Consider the following 15,365-nt stretch of genomic DNA (forward strand, 5'->3'; position numbering starts at 1 on the left):
TGGCTGAAAGGGACTGAGACCGTGCTGTGATCGTGAACGCCGTGCCGGTGGGGCCCGTAGTGCTGAATACTGCGGGCAGGACCGGTCCGGTGTGTGAGCTGGAGGGGACGGTCGCGTGAGCGAGATACCTGGGACAGCGGGCGACGTCATGTGGCAGAGCAGCCCGCCTGGCTCGATCTATGACTACATCAGGGTCGCCTCATTCTCGATCGGGCCCGACGGGCTGATCGAGCAGTGGAGCCGGCGGGCCGCCGGTCTCTTCGGCATGGCCTCCGACGAGGTGGTGGGCAGGGACCCGGTCGAGGCGTTCATGCCCGCCGAACTGCGCCCGGACGCCCACAGGCGGGTCGGCGAGATACTCGACGGCAAGGAGTGGACGGGCCTCGTCCCGTTCCGGATCCCGGGCGAGAACGCGGTCCGCGGTCTCGCCGAGATCTATGTCATGCCGAGCGAGACGGGAGCCGGTGAGCGCGCCGCCCTCTGTATCGTCGTGGATGTCAGAGCGCTGCGCCGCATCGAGACGGACCTCGCCGCCTCGCAGGCGATTTTCGGTCAATCTCCCTTCGGTTTCGTCCTCTTCGGTACCGATTTCGCCGTCGTGCGGGCCAACAAGCGCTTCGCCACCGTCTTCGGGGGCGAGGCCGACGACCATCGGGGCCGCACCGTGGAGGACTACCTGGCCCGCCCCGAGGCCGAGCGTCTCTCCGCCACCCTCGAGCGGGTGCTGGAGACCGGCGAGGCGGTCACCGACCTCCAGCTCGTCGGCACCCCGCCCGGCTCCCTGGGCCGGCGTCACTGGTCCATGAACCTCTACCGGGTGCACAGCGGATCCGGGCGCCCCGTCGGCATCGCCGGACTCGCCACCGACGTCACGCAACGGCACATCGCCGCCCGTGAGGCGGCCAGCGCCCGGCGCAACCTCGCCCTGCTCAACGAGGCCAGCGCGCGCATCGGCAACTCCCTCGACCTGGAGACCACCGCCCGGGAACTGCTCGACGTCGCCGTGCCCGGCTTCTGCGACCTCGCCTCCGTCGACCTGTACCAGGGGCTGCTCACCGGTGAGGAGGCCTCACCCGCCAGCTGGGGCAGGCACCATCAGGAGTCCGGCACCGGCTCGGCGGAGCTGCGCCGGGTGGCCCATGCCAGCGCCGTGTCCGACGCCCTGCCCGGTGTCCTCCCCGGTGTCGGCGCCGACGCCGGGGACTCGGGGCAGCCCGCTCTCGGCTCGGTCCACCGCTACCCCTTCCACTCCCCCTGCGCCGTCGCCCTGCGCACCGGGCGCGTCGAGGACGTGCCGGGGGACGAGCGCGGGTTCGTCCACTCCACCCTCGCCGTGCCGATGGTCGCGCACGACATCGTCGTCGGCCTCGTCCAGTTCTCCCGCACCAAGGGCAGCGAGCCCTTCGGCGAGCGGGACCGCGCCCTGGCCACCGAGCTCGCGGCCCGCGCCGCGGTCTGCATCGACAACGCCCGCCTCTACCGCCGAGAACACGAGCGGGCGCTGATCCTCCAGCGGAGTCTGCTCCCGCCCGGCGATCCCGAGGCGGCGGGCCTCGACATCGCCTGCCGCTACCTCCCGGGCAACACGGCCACCGAGGTCGGCGGCGACTGGTTCGACGTGATCGAGCTCCCCGGACACCGCACGGCCCTGGTCGTCGGCGACGTGATGGGCCGTGGACTGCGGGCCGCCGTCGCCATGGGCGAACTGCGCACCGCCGTACGCACGCTGGCCCTCCTGGACCTGGAACCCGCCGAGGTGCTCTCCGCCCTGGACGAGGTGGCGCGCGGTCTCGGCACCCCCGGCGGCGGCGAGCGGAGCGACGGCTTCGGCGCGGGCGGCGGCGCCCAGTGGCCCTCGCGGGCCGCCCACAAGTCGCGCGAGGCCGACCTCTCCGAGGTCTACCTGGCGACCTGCGTGTACGCGGTGTACGACCCGGTCACCCGGCGGTGCACCTTCGCCAACGCCGGGCACCTCCCGCCGGTGGTCGCCGAGCCGGGCGAGCCCGCCCTGCTCCTGGACGTACCGCCGGGCATGCCGCTCGGCGTCGGCGGCGAACCCTTCGAGGAGGTCGAGGTGGAGCTCAAGGAGGGGTCCCTCCTCGCCCTCTACACCGACGGGCTCGTCGAGTCCCGCGACCACCCGCTGGACGAGGGCCTCGACGCGTTCCGGCACGCCCTCGCCGAGCCGTCCCAGCCGCTCGAGGACGTCTGCGACCACGTGCTGACGACACTCGACACCCGGCACGGCGAGGACGACATCGCCCTGCTGATGGCCCGTATCCAGGGCCTGGCACCGGACGCCGTGGGGGACTGGCGGCTCTCCCGTGAGCTGCGTTCCGTCGCCCGCGCACGGGAGCTGGCCCGCGACCAGCTCACCGCCTGGGGCCTGGACGACCTGGTGGACACCACCGAGCTGCTCGTCAGTGAACTCGTCACCAACGCCCTGCGCTACGGCGAGGGCGAGATACGCCTCAGGCTGCTCCGTGACCGCACGCTCGTCTGCGAGGTCTGGGACGCGGGCCTCGTCCAGCCGCGGCGCCGGCGCGCACGCGACACGGACGAGGGCGGGCGTGGACTGCAACTGGTCGGGCTGCTCAGCGCGGCCTGGGGCTCGCGCCGCACCCCGCGCGGCAAGACGGTCTGGTTCGAGCTGGCGCTGCCCGACGGAGAGCCCGCCGCGGAACTCTCCGTGGAGCAGTTGCTGAGCATGTACTGACCGGGCGTGCGCGGACGTCCCGGCCGCCCTCCGGAGCGGGCTCCGCTCACGAGGCGGACTTGAGGGCGGCGAGCCGGGCCTCGATCTCCGCGCTGTCTCCGAGGCTGTCCAGCTGCTCGAACTGGGCGTCCAGGGACGACGCGGCGAGTTCCTGCTTGCCCACCGCCCTCGCCTCCTCGCGCCGCACCTTGTCCTCGAAGCGGCCGAGCTCGCTCGTCGGGTCCATGACGTCGATGCTCTTGACCGCGTCCATCATCCGGTTCTGCGCCCGGGCGGACGCGGCGCGCGCGACCAGTTCGTCCCGCTTGGACTTCAGCTGCGTGAGCTTCTCCTTCATCTGGTCCAGGCCCGACTTCAGCTTGTCCACCACCACGGTCTGCGACGCGATCGTCGGCTCGGCCGTCTTCGCCTCCTGCTCCGACCGGAGCTGCCGTCCCAGGGCCACCTTCGCGAGGTTGTCGAACGTGTCGGCCTCCGCGCCCGCCGCGGCGGCCCGCAGCTCGTCGGCCTTCCTGCTGGCGGCCAGTGCCTTCCGGCCCCACTCCCTGGCCGCGTCGACGTCCTCCCGGTGGTCCTCCTCCATCAGCCGCAGGTTGCCGATGGTGGCGGCCACCGCCTGCTCGGCCTCCGCGATGTTGTCCGTGTAGTCGCGGATCAGCTGGTCCAGCATCTTCTGCGGGTCCTCCGCCTGGTCGATCAGGGCGTTGATGTTGGCCCGCGCCAGCTGGGTGACGCGGCCGAGGACGGTCTGCTTGCTCATGACACCTCTCCTTGTGCGGGATCTCGTCGTACGTGAGCCGGTGACGCCGGCGGACGCGCGCCCTCAGAAGCGGCCCCCGCCGCCCCGCCGGCCGCGGGTCCCCCCGCCGCCGAAGCTGCCCGGTCCCCCTCCGAACCCGCCCCCGGAACCGCCGAATCCGCCGCCGAAGCCTCCTCGCGTGCCACCGCCGCGCCCCCCGCCCAGCAGCCCGCCGAGGATGATCCCGCCCAGCACGGCGCCGCCCGCCCCGCCCCCGCCGCGCGGGCCGCCGAAGCCGCTCCGGTCGCGGTAGTCGCGTACGTCCTGCTCGGCGAGGCTCCGCGCCTGCGCCGCCAGCGCGTCCGCCTGCTGCGCCTCGGCCAGGGCGGCCTGGGGGTCGCCGGCCTCCGACAGCTGCCCGGCTCTCTCCCAGCGCCGCTGGGCCTCCGCGAGCCGGGTGCGCGCCTGGCTGCCGACCGCTCCCCGGTTGGTGGTGATGTGGTCGGCGGCCGCGCCGATCGCCGCCCGGGCGGTGAGCATGGCCCGGTCGAGGAGCGAACGGGCCCGCTGATCGCCGTGCTCCTGCTCGCGTGCCCCGGTGAGCGCCTCGTCCAGGGTCGCGTCCACCTCCTCCACCCTGCGCAGCGCGTCGACGGGGTCGTACGGTCCGGAGGCCGTCTCGCCCCTCACGTCCGCGACCACCGCCTCGGCGCGGGCGACCCTGCCCCGCAGGTCCGCGGTCGGCACACCCTCCGGGGTGCCGTCGAGCAGCCCCCTGGCGTCGGCCAGGTCCGTCTCCGTCTCGGTGAGCGCGCCCGGCAGCTTCCCCGCCGCCTCGGCCAGCTCACCGGCCCGCCGGTCGACGCCGTCCACCAGGGTGGAGACCTGCTTGATGGCTCCCTCGGCGGCACGGACGTACACCGCGGCCTCGGAGTTGTTCCCGCTGTCCACGGCCTGGCGGGCCTGGTTGAGGGTGGAGGTGGTGAAGACCAGCCGGTCCTTGGCCTGTTCGATGTCCCCGGCAGCCGGAGCGGTGGCCGACTCCGCGTACCGTTCGCGCATCGTGGCGAGGGCCGTCTCCGTGGCGGAGACACGGGCGATCAGCTCGCGGAAGGTAGTCTCGGCGGTGCTCACGGCCCGGGGCGCCGTCTGTTCGAGTGCCCGCAGCCGGTCGAAGTCCTCCGACACGGCGTCCAGACGCCCGTTGGCGTCCGCGCAGCGGCTGACGATCTCGTCGAGCATGCGGCGCCGTTCCGTGTCGTCCTCGGGGAAGGCGTCGTCCAGCTGCTGCCGCACCCGGAACGCGGCCGTCAGCTCGCTCTTGGCGTGCGCGACGGCCTCGGCGAACGGGGCGGCGGCCTCCTCGCCGAACTGGGCCGTCGCGAAGCCGAGCTCCTCCTCGCTGGTGCGCACGGAGTCGTCCGTGTCGACCAGGTCCTCCCTCGCCCGCGCGTCGAGCTCCGGCAGCGGGACCGCGGGCTCGGCCGCCGCTCCGCCCCCACGGCCCCAGCCGCCGGCCGCCGGGGTCGTCCGGGTCGCCGTACGCCGTCTGCGGCGGGTGAAGGCGAGGAACGCGACCGCGCCCGCGACGGCGACCACGGCCAGCGGCACGATCAGATTCACCGACGCGCCGCCGTCGGTGCCTCCGGGGTCCGCCGCGCCCGGGGTGACGGCGGGGGCCGGCACGGGATCGCCGGCGAGGACCGCCGCGTAGCCGTCGGCGGCACCGATCGCGGCCCCGGCCCAGTCGTTCTGCCGGAGAGCCGGTTCGACGGCCGTCCTCGCCACGTCCCGGAGCTGGGCGTCGGTGAGCCGCGACCCCTGGTCGACGGAGTAGGCGTACTGCCGGTCGTGCGTGGCCACCGCCAGCAGCACGTCCTCCTGGCCGAGGCCGTTGCGGTTCGCGGTCTCGTCGGTCCAGGTCTGGGCGTCGCGGCCGGAGAAGTCACGGACGTACGCCACGAACAGCTGCACCTGCCGCTCTTCGAACAGGCGGTCGAGGGCGGCTTCCACCTGTGGCTCGCGGTCGCCGAGCGCCCGCACCTTGTCGGTGATCTGCCCGTCACGGGAGAGGGCGACCGGGTCCTCGGCCCGGGCGTCCCGGCCGCCCGGCAGGGAGATCCAGAGCACCGCCGTCAGGGCGGCGACGAGGATCCTGCCGGGTATCGAAGGCCGGGACATCCCGGTACGGCTCGCTGGCGGCGTCACATCTGGGAGGCTATGTCCGCCTTCGTCCGCCCGCGACCCGGCCGGTGGAGGGGCGGCGGGGGGCGCGGCGCCGCGGAAGTGCGGAGGGTGGTGCGGGGGCGCGGTGCGGGAGCCGCCGCCGGTCAGGGGACGGCGGCTCCCGTACCGCAGGGAGCCGTCAGGCGATCCCTGTCAGGGGGCCGGTCTCAGCCGGCGGTGCGGGGCAGTTCGCGGGTGCGGCCGAGGGAGCCCAGCCACTCGGCCGAGGGGCGCGCGGTCCGCTCGAAGGTCTCCCAGTCGATGCCGATCAGGCCGAACGTCGGCCGGAACGAGCCCCACTCGTAGTTGTCGAGGGCGCTCCACGCCAGGTAGCCCTGGACGTTCAGCCCGTCCTCGATCGCGGAGGCGACCTCGTTCAGCGCGCCCGTGTAGTAGGCGACGCGGCGGGTGTCGTCGGAGGTGGCGATGCCGTTCTCCGTGACGATCAGCGGCATGCCGGTGCCGATGACCTCGGCGGTGTGGCGCAGGGCGTGCCCGACGGCGGCGGGGTAGTACTCCCACTGCGTCAGCGTCCGCTCGACGTCGTCGGACGCGGGGACCGGGCCGTCGGCGCCGATCTCCGTGCGGGTGTAGGACTGGACGCCGATCCAGTCGTCGCCCCGGGCGGCCTCGATGAAGACGTCCTCGCGCGGCCACCGGTAGGCGGCGGTGACCTCCTCGGCTCCCGGGCGGGCCTGGTAGACCTGGTTGGCGATGGTCCAGCCGACCTGGATCCCGGCGTCGATCGCCCGGACCTCCTTCACCGCCGCGTGGTGCGCGGCGATGACCGCCTCGGTGGTCTCGTCGTCCGGGGTGGGCAGCCCGGCGGGCGGGAAGCCGATGTCGCCGCGCTTCGCCTGGCCGGCCATGACGGCGATCATGTTCGGCTCGTTGATCGTGCAGACATGGCTGACGCCCTCGGAGATCACCGGCGCGCAGGCCGCCACGTACCGGGCGAACAGCTCGGTGGCGCCGTCCGCGGTCCAGCCGCCGCGCGCCTCGAACCACTGCGGCACCGTGAAGTGGTGCAGCGTGACCATCGGGCGCAGCCCGCGGGCGATCGCACCCTCGACCATGCGGCGGTAGTGCGCAAGCTCGGCACGGGAGAACCGGCCCTCGGCGGGCTCGATACGCGCCCACTCGATCGAGAAGCGGTAGTCGGTGAAGCCGAGGGAGGCCAGCAGGTCCATGTCCTCGGACCACCGGTGGTAGCTGTCGCAGGCGTCCAGGCTGGGTTCCTGGATGTGGGTGCCGGCGGAGTGCTCCTTGACCCACCAGTCGCTGTTGGTGTTGTTGCCCTCGATCTGGTGGGCGGCCGTGGAGGCCCCCCACAGGAAGCCTTCGGGGAACGGGACAGGGGCGTGCGTCATCGCGGAGTGTCTTTCTGTGCGTGGAGGGGCGCGGCCGCGGCGCGGGGTGCGGCCTCGTGTGCGTACCGGGCGGGCGGGCTACTTCATGCCGGCCGTGGCGATGCCCTGGGTGAAGTGCCGCTGCAGGGCGATGAAGAGGATCAGTACCGGCAGTACGACCAGGAAGGCCCCGGCCATCAGCATGCCGTTGGAACCGCCCGCCTTGTTGGGGTCGGTGGCGAAGGTCGCCAGGGCCACCGGGAGCGTGTACTTGCCGGGGTCGTTGGTCGCGATCAGCGGCCAGACGAAGTTGTTCCAGGAGCCGAGGAAGGTGAAGATCGAGAGCGTCGCGAGAGCGGGCTTCACCAGCGGCATGACGATCCGCCAGAAGATGTACCACTCGCCGGCGCCGTCCATCCGGGCCGCCTCCAGCAGCTCGTCCGGGATCGACTGCATGAACTGCCGCATCAGGAAGACCCCGAAGGCCCCGGCGGCGAAGGGCAGCACCAGGCCGGCGTACGAGTCGATCAGCTTCAACTTGCTCATCAGCACGAACAGCGGCAGCAGCATCAGGTTCCCGGGCACCATCAGGGCGCCCAGGACCACCCCGAAGATCTTGTCGCGGCCGACGAACCTCAGCTTGGCCAGGGCGTACCCGAGCATCGAGCAGAAGACCAGGTTCGAGACGGTGACCAGCACCGCCACGATCACGGAGTTCATGAAGTACAGCGGCAGGTCCAGCTTGTCGAGGAGCTGCCGGAAGTTCTCCAGGGTCCACTCGGTGGGGATCCACACCGGGGGACTGGCCGAGAGGTCGCTCGTCGTCTTGAAGGACGACACGGCCATCCAGAGGAACGGCGCCGACATGACCAGCAGTCCCAGCGAGAGCAGGACGTAGACCAGAGGACGCTTCAGGTTCCGGGACGTGCCCGTGGGCGCCGTCCGTGCGGGGGCTCGGCCGACGGTCATTTGGTGTTGTCCTTCAGCAGTCGGAGCTGCAGCACCGTGATGCCCATGATCACCACGAAGAGCACGTACGCCATGGCGCTCGCGTAGCCCATGTGGAAGAAGTTGAAGCCCTCGCGGTACATGTTCAGCGACACGGTCAGCGTGGAGTCGGAGGGGCCGCCCTGGGTCATCACGAAGGGCTCCTCGAAGACGTTGAGGTAGCCGATGGTCGTGATCACCGTGGCGTAGAGGAGCGTCGGCCGCAGCAACGGCACCGTGATCCCCCGGAACTCCTGCCACATCCCGGCGCCGTCGAGGCGCGCGGCCTCCCGGACCTCGGTGGGGATGGCCTGCAGACCGGCGATGAAGAGCACCATGACCGTGCCCACGTTGCGCCAGACGGCCATCGCGATCATCGAGGGCATCGCCAGCGCCTCGGAGCCGAGGAAGTCCGGCGCGGTGAGGCCCACTTCGGAGAAGAGGCCCGCGATCAGCCCGTCGCTCGGGTCCAGCACGAAGCGCCACACCACGGCGACGGCCACGATCGTCGTGACCACCGGGGCGTAGAAGCCGACCCGGAAGAAGGTCCGCGCCCGGTCGATGCCGTTGTTCAGCAGTACGGCGACGACCAGCCCGATCGCGATCGTGAGCGGGACGCCCACCACGACGAAGTACGCCGTGTTGAAGAGCGACTTCAGGAACTTCTCGTCACCGAACAGTTCGGTGTAGTTCTCGAAGCCGATGAAGTTCGCTTCCCAGGGGCGCGTGACGTTGCGCAGCCCGAAGTCGGTGAAGCTCATCAGCAGCGTGGCGAGGATCGGGAACGCCATGAAGACGGTGAACAGGACGAGGAAGGGCATGGAGAACAGCCAGCCCGCCGCGTTCTGCACGCCCATCGAGCGCTTCCCGCTCCGCCGCCCGTCCCGGCCGGCCCGGGGCGGGAGCGCCCCGGGACCGTCCTTCGGCGTGGCCGGCTGCGCGGCCGTCGAGGTCGTGGTGCCCATGGCTACTGCTCCACGAGGCCTTCGATCTCGGACTGCGCGGTCTTCAGCGCGTCCTCGGCGGAGGCCTTCCCCTGCGTCACCTTCGCGATCGCCTGGTCGACCTTGTCGGTGATCTCCGTCAGCCGTGCCGTGGCCGGCGAGGACTTGGCGGTGTCCATCTGCTTCTTGAAGACCTGCAGATTCGCGTCGTCCGCAAGCTTCCCGGAGTCCCAGGCCGCGGTGTTCGCGGGGAGGTCCTTGGTGCGCTCGTACCAGTCGGCCTGGCCCTCGGTGTCCGTGAGGTACTTGACGAACTCGGTGGCCGCGGCCTTGTGTTCACTGTCCTTGGAGACCACCAGGGAGGAGCCGCCCGCCATGGAGGCGGAGGTCCTGTCCGCCGGGACGGGGGCCACGGCCCACTTGCCCTTGATCTGCGGCTGGCCCTCGTTCAGCAGGGTGACGTGCCAGGGGCCGCCGAAGAACATGGGGACCCGGCCGTTGCCGAAGTCCTTCACGACGTCGTAGCCCGGCTGCAGCGACGTGTCGGAGAGGCCCTTCTCGAAGTACGTGCCGTACTCCTTGAGCGCCCTGACCGCCTCGGGGCTGTCGACGGCCGCCTTGCCCTCGTCGTCGAGGATCGTGCCGCCGGCGGAGTAGAGGAAGGAGTAGAAGCTCTGCACCGTGTCCAGGCCGCTGGGCTGGATGGACAGGCCCCACGTGGTGCCGGCCTTCTCCTGGTACGCGGCCGCCAGGTCCCGCATCTCCTGCCAGTCGGCGGGCGCCTTGTCGACGCCGGCCTTCTTCGCGAGGTCGGTGCGGTAGTAGAGGACCCGGGTGTCGACGTACCACGGCACGCCGTACGCGGTGCCGTCCACCTCGCCCTGGTCCCAGCCGGCGGGGAAGAAGTCCTTCTTGTCGAAGGTCCTGGTGTCGACCGGCTCCAGCACGCCGAGCTCGGCGAACTCTCCCATGTAGCTGCCGCCCATCTGTGCCACGTCCGGCATGGTGCCGGCCGCGGCGGCGGAGACGAGCTTCTGGTGGGCGACGTCCCAGCCGACCGGGGTCACCTTCACGGTGACGTTGGGGTTGGCCTTCTCGTACACGTCGGCCACCTCCGCGAGCTTCTCGCCCTCGGCCCCCATGGCCCAGACGGTGAGCGTCTGCTTCGCGTCCGCGGCGACGTCGTCACCGCCGGAGCTCCCGCAGGCGGAGAGGCCGAGGGCGAGCGCCACGGTGACGGCGGCGGAGGCGGTTCTGGCGGTGCGGGACATGGAGGGCTCCTCCTCGAGCAATCCGAATGTATGCGCTGCCTGTAAGCGCATACATCACTCTGCGGCAGTCGCTCGGGAATCCGCAAGGGGGTGCTGGGTCACACTCGTGCAACGTGCTCGACACCTGGAGGACCGGTCGTGGCACCGTAAGCACACCGTTTGCGGATTTGAAGTGGATGTGACCGATTCCGCATGTTTGGCGGAATTCGGAGGTCACTCAGTGGCCGATTACTGTCCTGGCCATGGCTTCGTTCGCGCACGACCACCCCTTCGACCCCGCCTACGGCCGGACGCTCGACGACCTGCTGCGGATACCGGCGCCCGACGACGCCCCCGCGGACTTCGAGCCGTTCTGGAGGGCACGTCACCGTGAGGCCCGCGCGGTCACGACCGCTCCCGAGGTGGGCCCGGCCGAGGAGGAGCGTGGCGGGGTCCGGGTGCACGGCGTGACCTTCACGTCCGTCGGAGGCGTACGCCTCGGGGGCTGGCTCGCGCTGCCCGCAGAGGGCCCGGCGGAGCACGGCTTCGTCATCGGACACGGCTACGGCGGCCGGCAGTCCGCCGGGCCCGACGTGCCGCTGCCGCTCCCCGGGTCCGCCGCGATCCTGCCCTGCGTACGCGGCATGGGCTCCCGGAGCCGGCTGCCAGGCGTCCCGGACGAGGCCGGGACGCACGTCCTGCACGGCATCGGTTCGCGCGACACCTACGTCATCGGCGACTGCGTGGCCGACCTGTGGTGCGCGGCGTCGGCGCTCCAGGAGCTGCTGCCCGGCCTCGCAGGCCCCGGCCGTCTCGGCTACCTCGGCGAGAGCCTCGGCGGCGGGCTCGGCGCCCTGGCGCTGCCCTGGGACGAGCGGTTCGGCGCCGCGCAGCTCACCGTGCCGACCTTCGGCAGCCACCCGCTGCGGCTCACCCTGCCCGGCGTCGGCAGCGGTGAGTCCGTACGCGCCCATCACCGCGAGCACCCCGAGGTGACGGAGGTGCTGCGGTACTTCGACGCGGCGACAGCCGCGGCGCGCCTGGAGCTGCCGACGCTGGTCGCCGCGGCCCTGTTCGACCCGGTGGTCCCGCCGCCGGGCCAGTTCGCCGTGCACAACGCGCTGCCGGGGCACCGGGAGCTGATGGTGCTGCGGGCGGGCCACTTCGCCCATGAGGGCGGTGCGGAGGAGAGTGCCGGGCTGGTCGCGCGACGCGAGGCCTTCTTCGGGGAGTGGCTCTGAGGGGGCTACGGGGGAAGTGGCTCCGGGACGACAGCTCCGAGGGACGCGGATCCGGCTCCGAGGCGGCCTCCGGACCGCCGGGGATCAGCCGCAGCCGCAGCTCGCGCGGCGGGCCAGGGAGACGGGCAGCTCCAGGGAGACCGGGGCGCGGCCCGGATCGGCCAGGCGTTGCACCAGCAACTCCACCGCCTGCTCGCCCAGCTGCCGGATGGGCTGCCGCACGGTCGTCAGCGAGGGGCGCACGATCCGGCTCAGGGGGATCCCGTCGAAGCCGGTCACGGCGATGTCCTCGGGCACCCGCACCCCGCGCCGCTCCAGCGCGCGCAGCGCCCCGACCGCCATCTGGTCGTTGGCGAAGAGCATCGCGTCCGGCCGCTCGGCGCCCCGGTCGAGCAGGGTCTCGGCCGCCCTGGCGCCCTCGGCCCGGGTCATCATCCCGGTCCGCAGGTCCGGGGCGTCGGGGGCCGGCAGTCCCGCGTCGCGGCAGGCCTCCCGGAAGCCGCGGAACCGCGCCTCCGCGTCGGGGGAGTCCGGCTCGCCTCCGACGAAGGCGAGCCGGCGCAGCCCGTGGTCCTCGATCAGATGGCGGGCCAGCTCGCGCTCCCCGGCGGCGTTCGCGACGACGAGGTGGTCGAGGTGGTCGATCTCGCGGGGCCCGGCGAGCATCACCACCGGGAGCCGGCGCGATATGACCTCCAGGTCCTCGGTCGGCACGGTCTGCGCCAGCACGGCGAAGCCGTCCACCCGCCCCGCGACCTTCGCGACGAGGCTCTCCGGCCCGCCCTCCAGGGAGGCGGCGATCAGCAGGGCGTAGCCGTGGCGGCGCGCCGCCCGCTCCATCCCGCGGATGATCTGGTCGGAGTACAGCATCGCCGCGTCGTCGGCCCCGCTGTCGGTCTCCGCGTCCGCCTCGGCGTCCGGATCGGCGTAGTCGGGGAAGCAGAGTCCCAGCACACCCGTGGTGCGACTGGCCAGGCCCCGGGCGTTGCCGCTCGGCACGTAGCCGAGCTCGCGGGCCGCCTGGAGGACCCTCTCCCGCGTCTGGGCGCGCACGGAGTCGGGGTTGCGGTAGACCCGGGACACCGTGGCGATCGAGACGCCCGACCGCTCGGCGACGTCGTACACCGTGGGGGCGCTCACTCGACCGACCGTCCGCTTCTTCTCCGTGCGCAGCACCCGCTGCTGCGGGTGGCGGCCCTCTACTGAAAGCGCATTCACCCTAGATCGCGGGCCCGGTGACGGGCAACAGCGGCCCCCGCTCCGCGCGTCATCCGCTCTTTGCCCAATAATGAACAGGCTGCCTTGCAAGATGCCCTGTCCATCTTTACCGTGGTGAACATGTCCGAAACGTCCGAGACCCCTCAGTCGCAGCATCCCGGCGACCCGAGCGCGGAGCGCGTGGCCACGGATCTCTCGGCCGTCGTCGGCCGTCTGCTCAGGCGGCTGCGCAGCTCGTCGGCCGACAGCCTGCTCACGCCCTCCCAGCGCTCGGTCCTCGCCAGGCTCGAGGACGGTGGCCCCGCCACCACGGCCGCCCTGGCCCGGGCCGAGCTCGTGCGGCCCCAGTCGATGCGGCTGACCCTCGGCGCGCTGGAGAGCCAGGGGTTCGTCGCCCGCGCACCCGATCCGGAGGACGGCCGCAAGTCGGTCGTGTCGGTCACCGAGGAGGGAAGCACCACGCTGGCGGGCGTGCGGGCCGCCAAGCGGAGCTGGCTCGCCGACGCGATCGCCGCCGAGCTGGACGGCGCGGAGCGCCGCTCGCTCGCCGAGGCCGTCGAGCTCATCGGCCGGCTGGTCGACAAGTGACCCGGTACGGGACGGACCTGAGCCCCGTCGCACCGGTGGCGGAAACCCCGCCCGCCGGGCCGGCGGATCCGGGCCCCGGGTTCAGCGCGCGTCTCACCGCGCCGCTGCTGATGGGCTCCCTGCTCAACCCGCTCAACACCACGATGATCTCCACCGCCCTGGTGTCCATCGGGCACTCCTTCGGCATCGGGGCGGCCGACACCGCCTGGCTCATCTCCGTCCTCTACCTCGCCAGCGCCGTCGCCCAGCCGGTCCTCGGCAAGCTCGCCGACACCCTCGGCCCGCGGCGGGTCTTCCTGGCCGGCCTCGTCGTCGTGATCGCGTCCGGGCTGGTCGGCGCGCTGGCCCCCGGGTTCGGCACGCTGATCGTCTCCCGCCTGCTGCTGGGCGTCGGCACGTCCGCCGCCTATCCGGCGGCCATGGCCGTCCTGCGCGACGAGTCGCGCCGCCTCGGCCGCCCCACCCCGCGCCCCGTCCTCGCCAGGCTCTCCTTCGCCGCCCTGGGCAGCGCCGCCGTCGGCCCCGCCCTCGGCGGGCTGCTCGTGTCGGTCGTCGGCTGGCGCGGCATCTTCGCCGTCAACGTGCCGATCGCCCTGCTCGCCCTCGGCGCCGCGCTGCTCTGGGTCCCCGCCGATCCGCCGCGCGAGCGGTCCGCCGACGGGAGTGCGCCGAAGCTCTCCCTGGACCCCCTCGGCATCGGCCTGTTCGCCACGGCGCTGACGCTGCTGGTCTTCTTCCTGCTCGACCTCGCCCACCCGCAGTGGTGGCTGCTCGCCCCCTTCGCCGTGCTGACGGCCGTCCTGATCCGCTGGCAGCTGCGCACGCCGCAGCCGTTCATAGACATCCGGATGCTGGCGGGCAACGGCCCCCTGCTGCGCACCTACGTGCGCCACGGGCTCAGCTATCTCCTCATCTACTGCGTCATGTACGGCTACACGCAGTGGCTGGAGGAGGCCCGCGGATTCTCCTCGGGCCACACGGGGCTGCTCATGCTGCCCATGTCCGTCACGGCGCTCGTCTGCTCGCTGCTCGGTGCCCGGACGAAGGGCCTGCGCGCCCCGCTGACCGCGGCCTGCCTGCTGCTCACCGCCGGCGCCGGAATCCTGGTGTTCCTCACCGACGGCACCCCGCTGGCCGTCCTGCTGTTCGCCGGAGCGTGCTTCGGCGCCCCGCAGGGGCTCATCGGGACGAGCAACCAGGCGGCCGTCCAGGCGTACGCGCCCCAGGAGGGCATCGGCGCGGCGGCCGGGCTCCAGCGCACCGCCCAGTACATCGGGGCCATCACGGCGTCCAGCCTGATCGCCCTCGCCTACGCCGACGCGGCGACCGACGCCGGACTGCACCTCATGGCGGCGGTCTCCGTGGTGCTGGCCGTCCTGCTGGCCGTCCTGACCCTCACGGACCGCGCCCTGCGCGTCCGCACCTGACCTTTCCCCCAGCACATCAGCACATCAGCACCCCAAGGAGTACGCACATGACCGCCACCGTCCTGGACCCCCGCACCGCACTCGTCGTCGTCGACCTGCAGAAGGGCATCGTCGCCCTTCCGACGGCCCACCCCACCGGCGACGTCGTCGCCCGCTCGGCGGCCCTCGCCGACGCCTTCCGCGCCAAGGGCCTCCCGGTCTTCCTGGTCCGCGTCACCGGCGGGGCCCCCGGCCGCAACGAGGGGAAGGCGCCGGCCGGCAAGCCCGCGGCGGACTGGGCCGACCTCGTGCCCGAGCTCGGCCCGCACGACGGCGACATCGTCGTCACCAAGCAGCAGTGGGGCGCCTTCCACGGCACGGCACTGGACCTCGAACTGCGCCGCCGCGGCATCACCCAGGTCGTGCTGACCGGTGTCGCGACCAGCATCGGTGTCGAGTCCACCGCCCGCGCCGCCCACGAGCACGGCTACCACGTCACCGTCGCCACCGACGCGGTCACCGACATGGACGCGGCCGCCCACGGCAACAGCGTCGAGAAGATCTTCCCGAGGCTCGGCGAGACCGACACCACCGAGGCGATCATCGAGCTGCTGGGCTGACGCCGCCGGGCCGGTGCCGGGACCGGGGCCGCTCGGGTGACGTCCGCGGCCCCACCGGCCGCGTCTGCCTCCCCCGGCGCG

Annotated in this window: 12 protein-coding genes; 5 read left to right on the forward strand and 7 right to left on the reverse strand. The window is 72.6% G+C overall.

Annotation, left to right across the window (positions count from 1 at the left end):
- Window positions 1–148: 148 nt before the first annotated feature.
- Window positions 149–2,716, forward strand: coding sequence for a SpoIIE family protein phosphatase (locus OG488_RS24480; RefSeq protein WP_329238971.1), 2,568 nt, complete (start codon window positions 149–151; stop codon window positions 2,714–2,716).
- A gap of 46 nt (window positions 2,717–2,762) precedes the next feature.
- Here OG488_RS24480 and OG488_RS24485 read toward each other — a convergent pair whose 3' ends face one another.
- The 6 genes from OG488_RS24485 to OG488_RS24510 form a co-directional block, all read right to left on the reverse strand.
- The gene (locus tag OG488_RS24485; protein ID WP_329232479.1) at window positions 2,763–3,476 is read right to left on the reverse strand and encodes a PspA/IM30 family protein; all 714 of its coding nucleotides are present in this window, start codon (window positions 3,474–3,476) and stop codon (window positions 2,763–2,765) included.
- Between the two features lie 63 nt (window positions 3,477–3,539).
- Window positions 3,540–5,636, reverse strand: a complete 2,097-nt coding sequence (locus OG488_RS24490; protein WP_329238973.1) for a TPM domain-containing protein — start codon at window positions 5,634–5,636, stop codon at window positions 3,540–3,542.
- Between the two features lie 212 nt (window positions 5,637–5,848).
- On the reverse strand, window positions 5,849–7,051 hold the full coding sequence (locus OG488_RS24495) for a glycoside hydrolase family 1 protein (RefSeq protein ID WP_329232481.1): 1,203 nt from the start codon (window positions 7,049–7,051) through the stop codon (window positions 5,849–5,851).
- Between the two features lie 78 nt (window positions 7,052–7,129).
- The gene (locus tag OG488_RS24500; RefSeq protein ID WP_329232482.1) at window positions 7,130–7,999 is read right to left on the reverse strand and encodes a carbohydrate ABC transporter permease; all 870 of its coding nucleotides are present in this window, start codon (window positions 7,997–7,999) and stop codon (window positions 7,130–7,132) included.
- Window positions 7,996–8,982, reverse strand: coding sequence for a carbohydrate ABC transporter permease (locus tag OG488_RS24505; protein ID WP_329232484.1), 987 nt, complete (start codon window positions 8,980–8,982; stop codon window positions 7,996–7,998). The genes OG488_RS24500 and OG488_RS24505 overlap by 4 nt, the downstream gene beginning before the upstream one ends.
- A 2-nt stretch (window positions 8,983–8,984) precedes the next feature.
- The gene (locus tag OG488_RS24510) at window positions 8,985–10,232 is read right to left on the reverse strand and encodes a sugar ABC transporter substrate-binding protein (protein WP_329232486.1); all 1,248 of its coding nucleotides are present in this window, start codon (window positions 10,230–10,232) and stop codon (window positions 8,985–8,987) included.
- A gap of 242 nt (window positions 10,233–10,474) precedes the next feature.
- Here OG488_RS24510 and OG488_RS24515 point away from each other — a divergent pair, with 242 nt between their 5' ends.
- Window positions 10,475–11,452, forward strand: a complete 978-nt coding sequence (locus tag OG488_RS24515) for an acetylxylan esterase (RefSeq protein WP_329232488.1) — start codon at window positions 10,475–10,477, stop codon at window positions 11,450–11,452.
- Window positions 11,453–11,536: 84 nt separating this feature from the next.
- Here OG488_RS24515 and OG488_RS24520 read toward each other — a convergent pair whose 3' ends face one another.
- On the reverse strand, window positions 11,537–12,592 hold the full coding sequence (locus OG488_RS24520) for a LacI family DNA-binding transcriptional regulator (protein WP_329232489.1): 1,056 nt from the start codon (window positions 12,590–12,592) through the stop codon (window positions 11,537–11,539).
- 198 nt (window positions 12,593–12,790) lie between these two features.
- Between OG488_RS24520 and OG488_RS24525 the strand changes: the two genes are divergently transcribed.
- From OG488_RS24525 to OG488_RS24535, 3 genes are read left to right on the forward strand one after another with little or no spacing between them, the layout of a single operon-like run.
- Entirely contained in the window at window positions 12,791–13,258 is a 468-nt protein-coding gene (locus tag OG488_RS24525) for a MarR family winged helix-turn-helix transcriptional regulator (RefSeq protein WP_329232491.1), read from the forward strand.
- A 35-nt stretch (window positions 13,259–13,293) separates the two neighbouring features.
- The gene (locus tag OG488_RS24530; protein WP_329232494.1) at window positions 13,294–14,685 is read left to right on the forward strand and encodes an MFS transporter; all 1,392 of its coding nucleotides are present in this window, start codon (window positions 13,294–13,296) and stop codon (window positions 14,683–14,685) included.
- A gap of 47 nt (window positions 14,686–14,732) precedes the next feature.
- The gene (locus OG488_RS24535) at window positions 14,733–15,284 is read left to right on the forward strand and encodes an isochorismatase family protein (RefSeq protein WP_329232496.1); all 552 of its coding nucleotides are present in this window, start codon (window positions 14,733–14,735) and stop codon (window positions 15,282–15,284) included.
- Window positions 15,285–15,365 lie beyond the last annotated feature (81 nt).

The sequence above is a fragment of the Streptomyces sp. NBC_01460 genome (assembly GCF_036227405.1).
GTDB lineage: Bacteria > Actinomycetota > Actinomycetes > Streptomycetales > Streptomycetaceae > Streptomyces.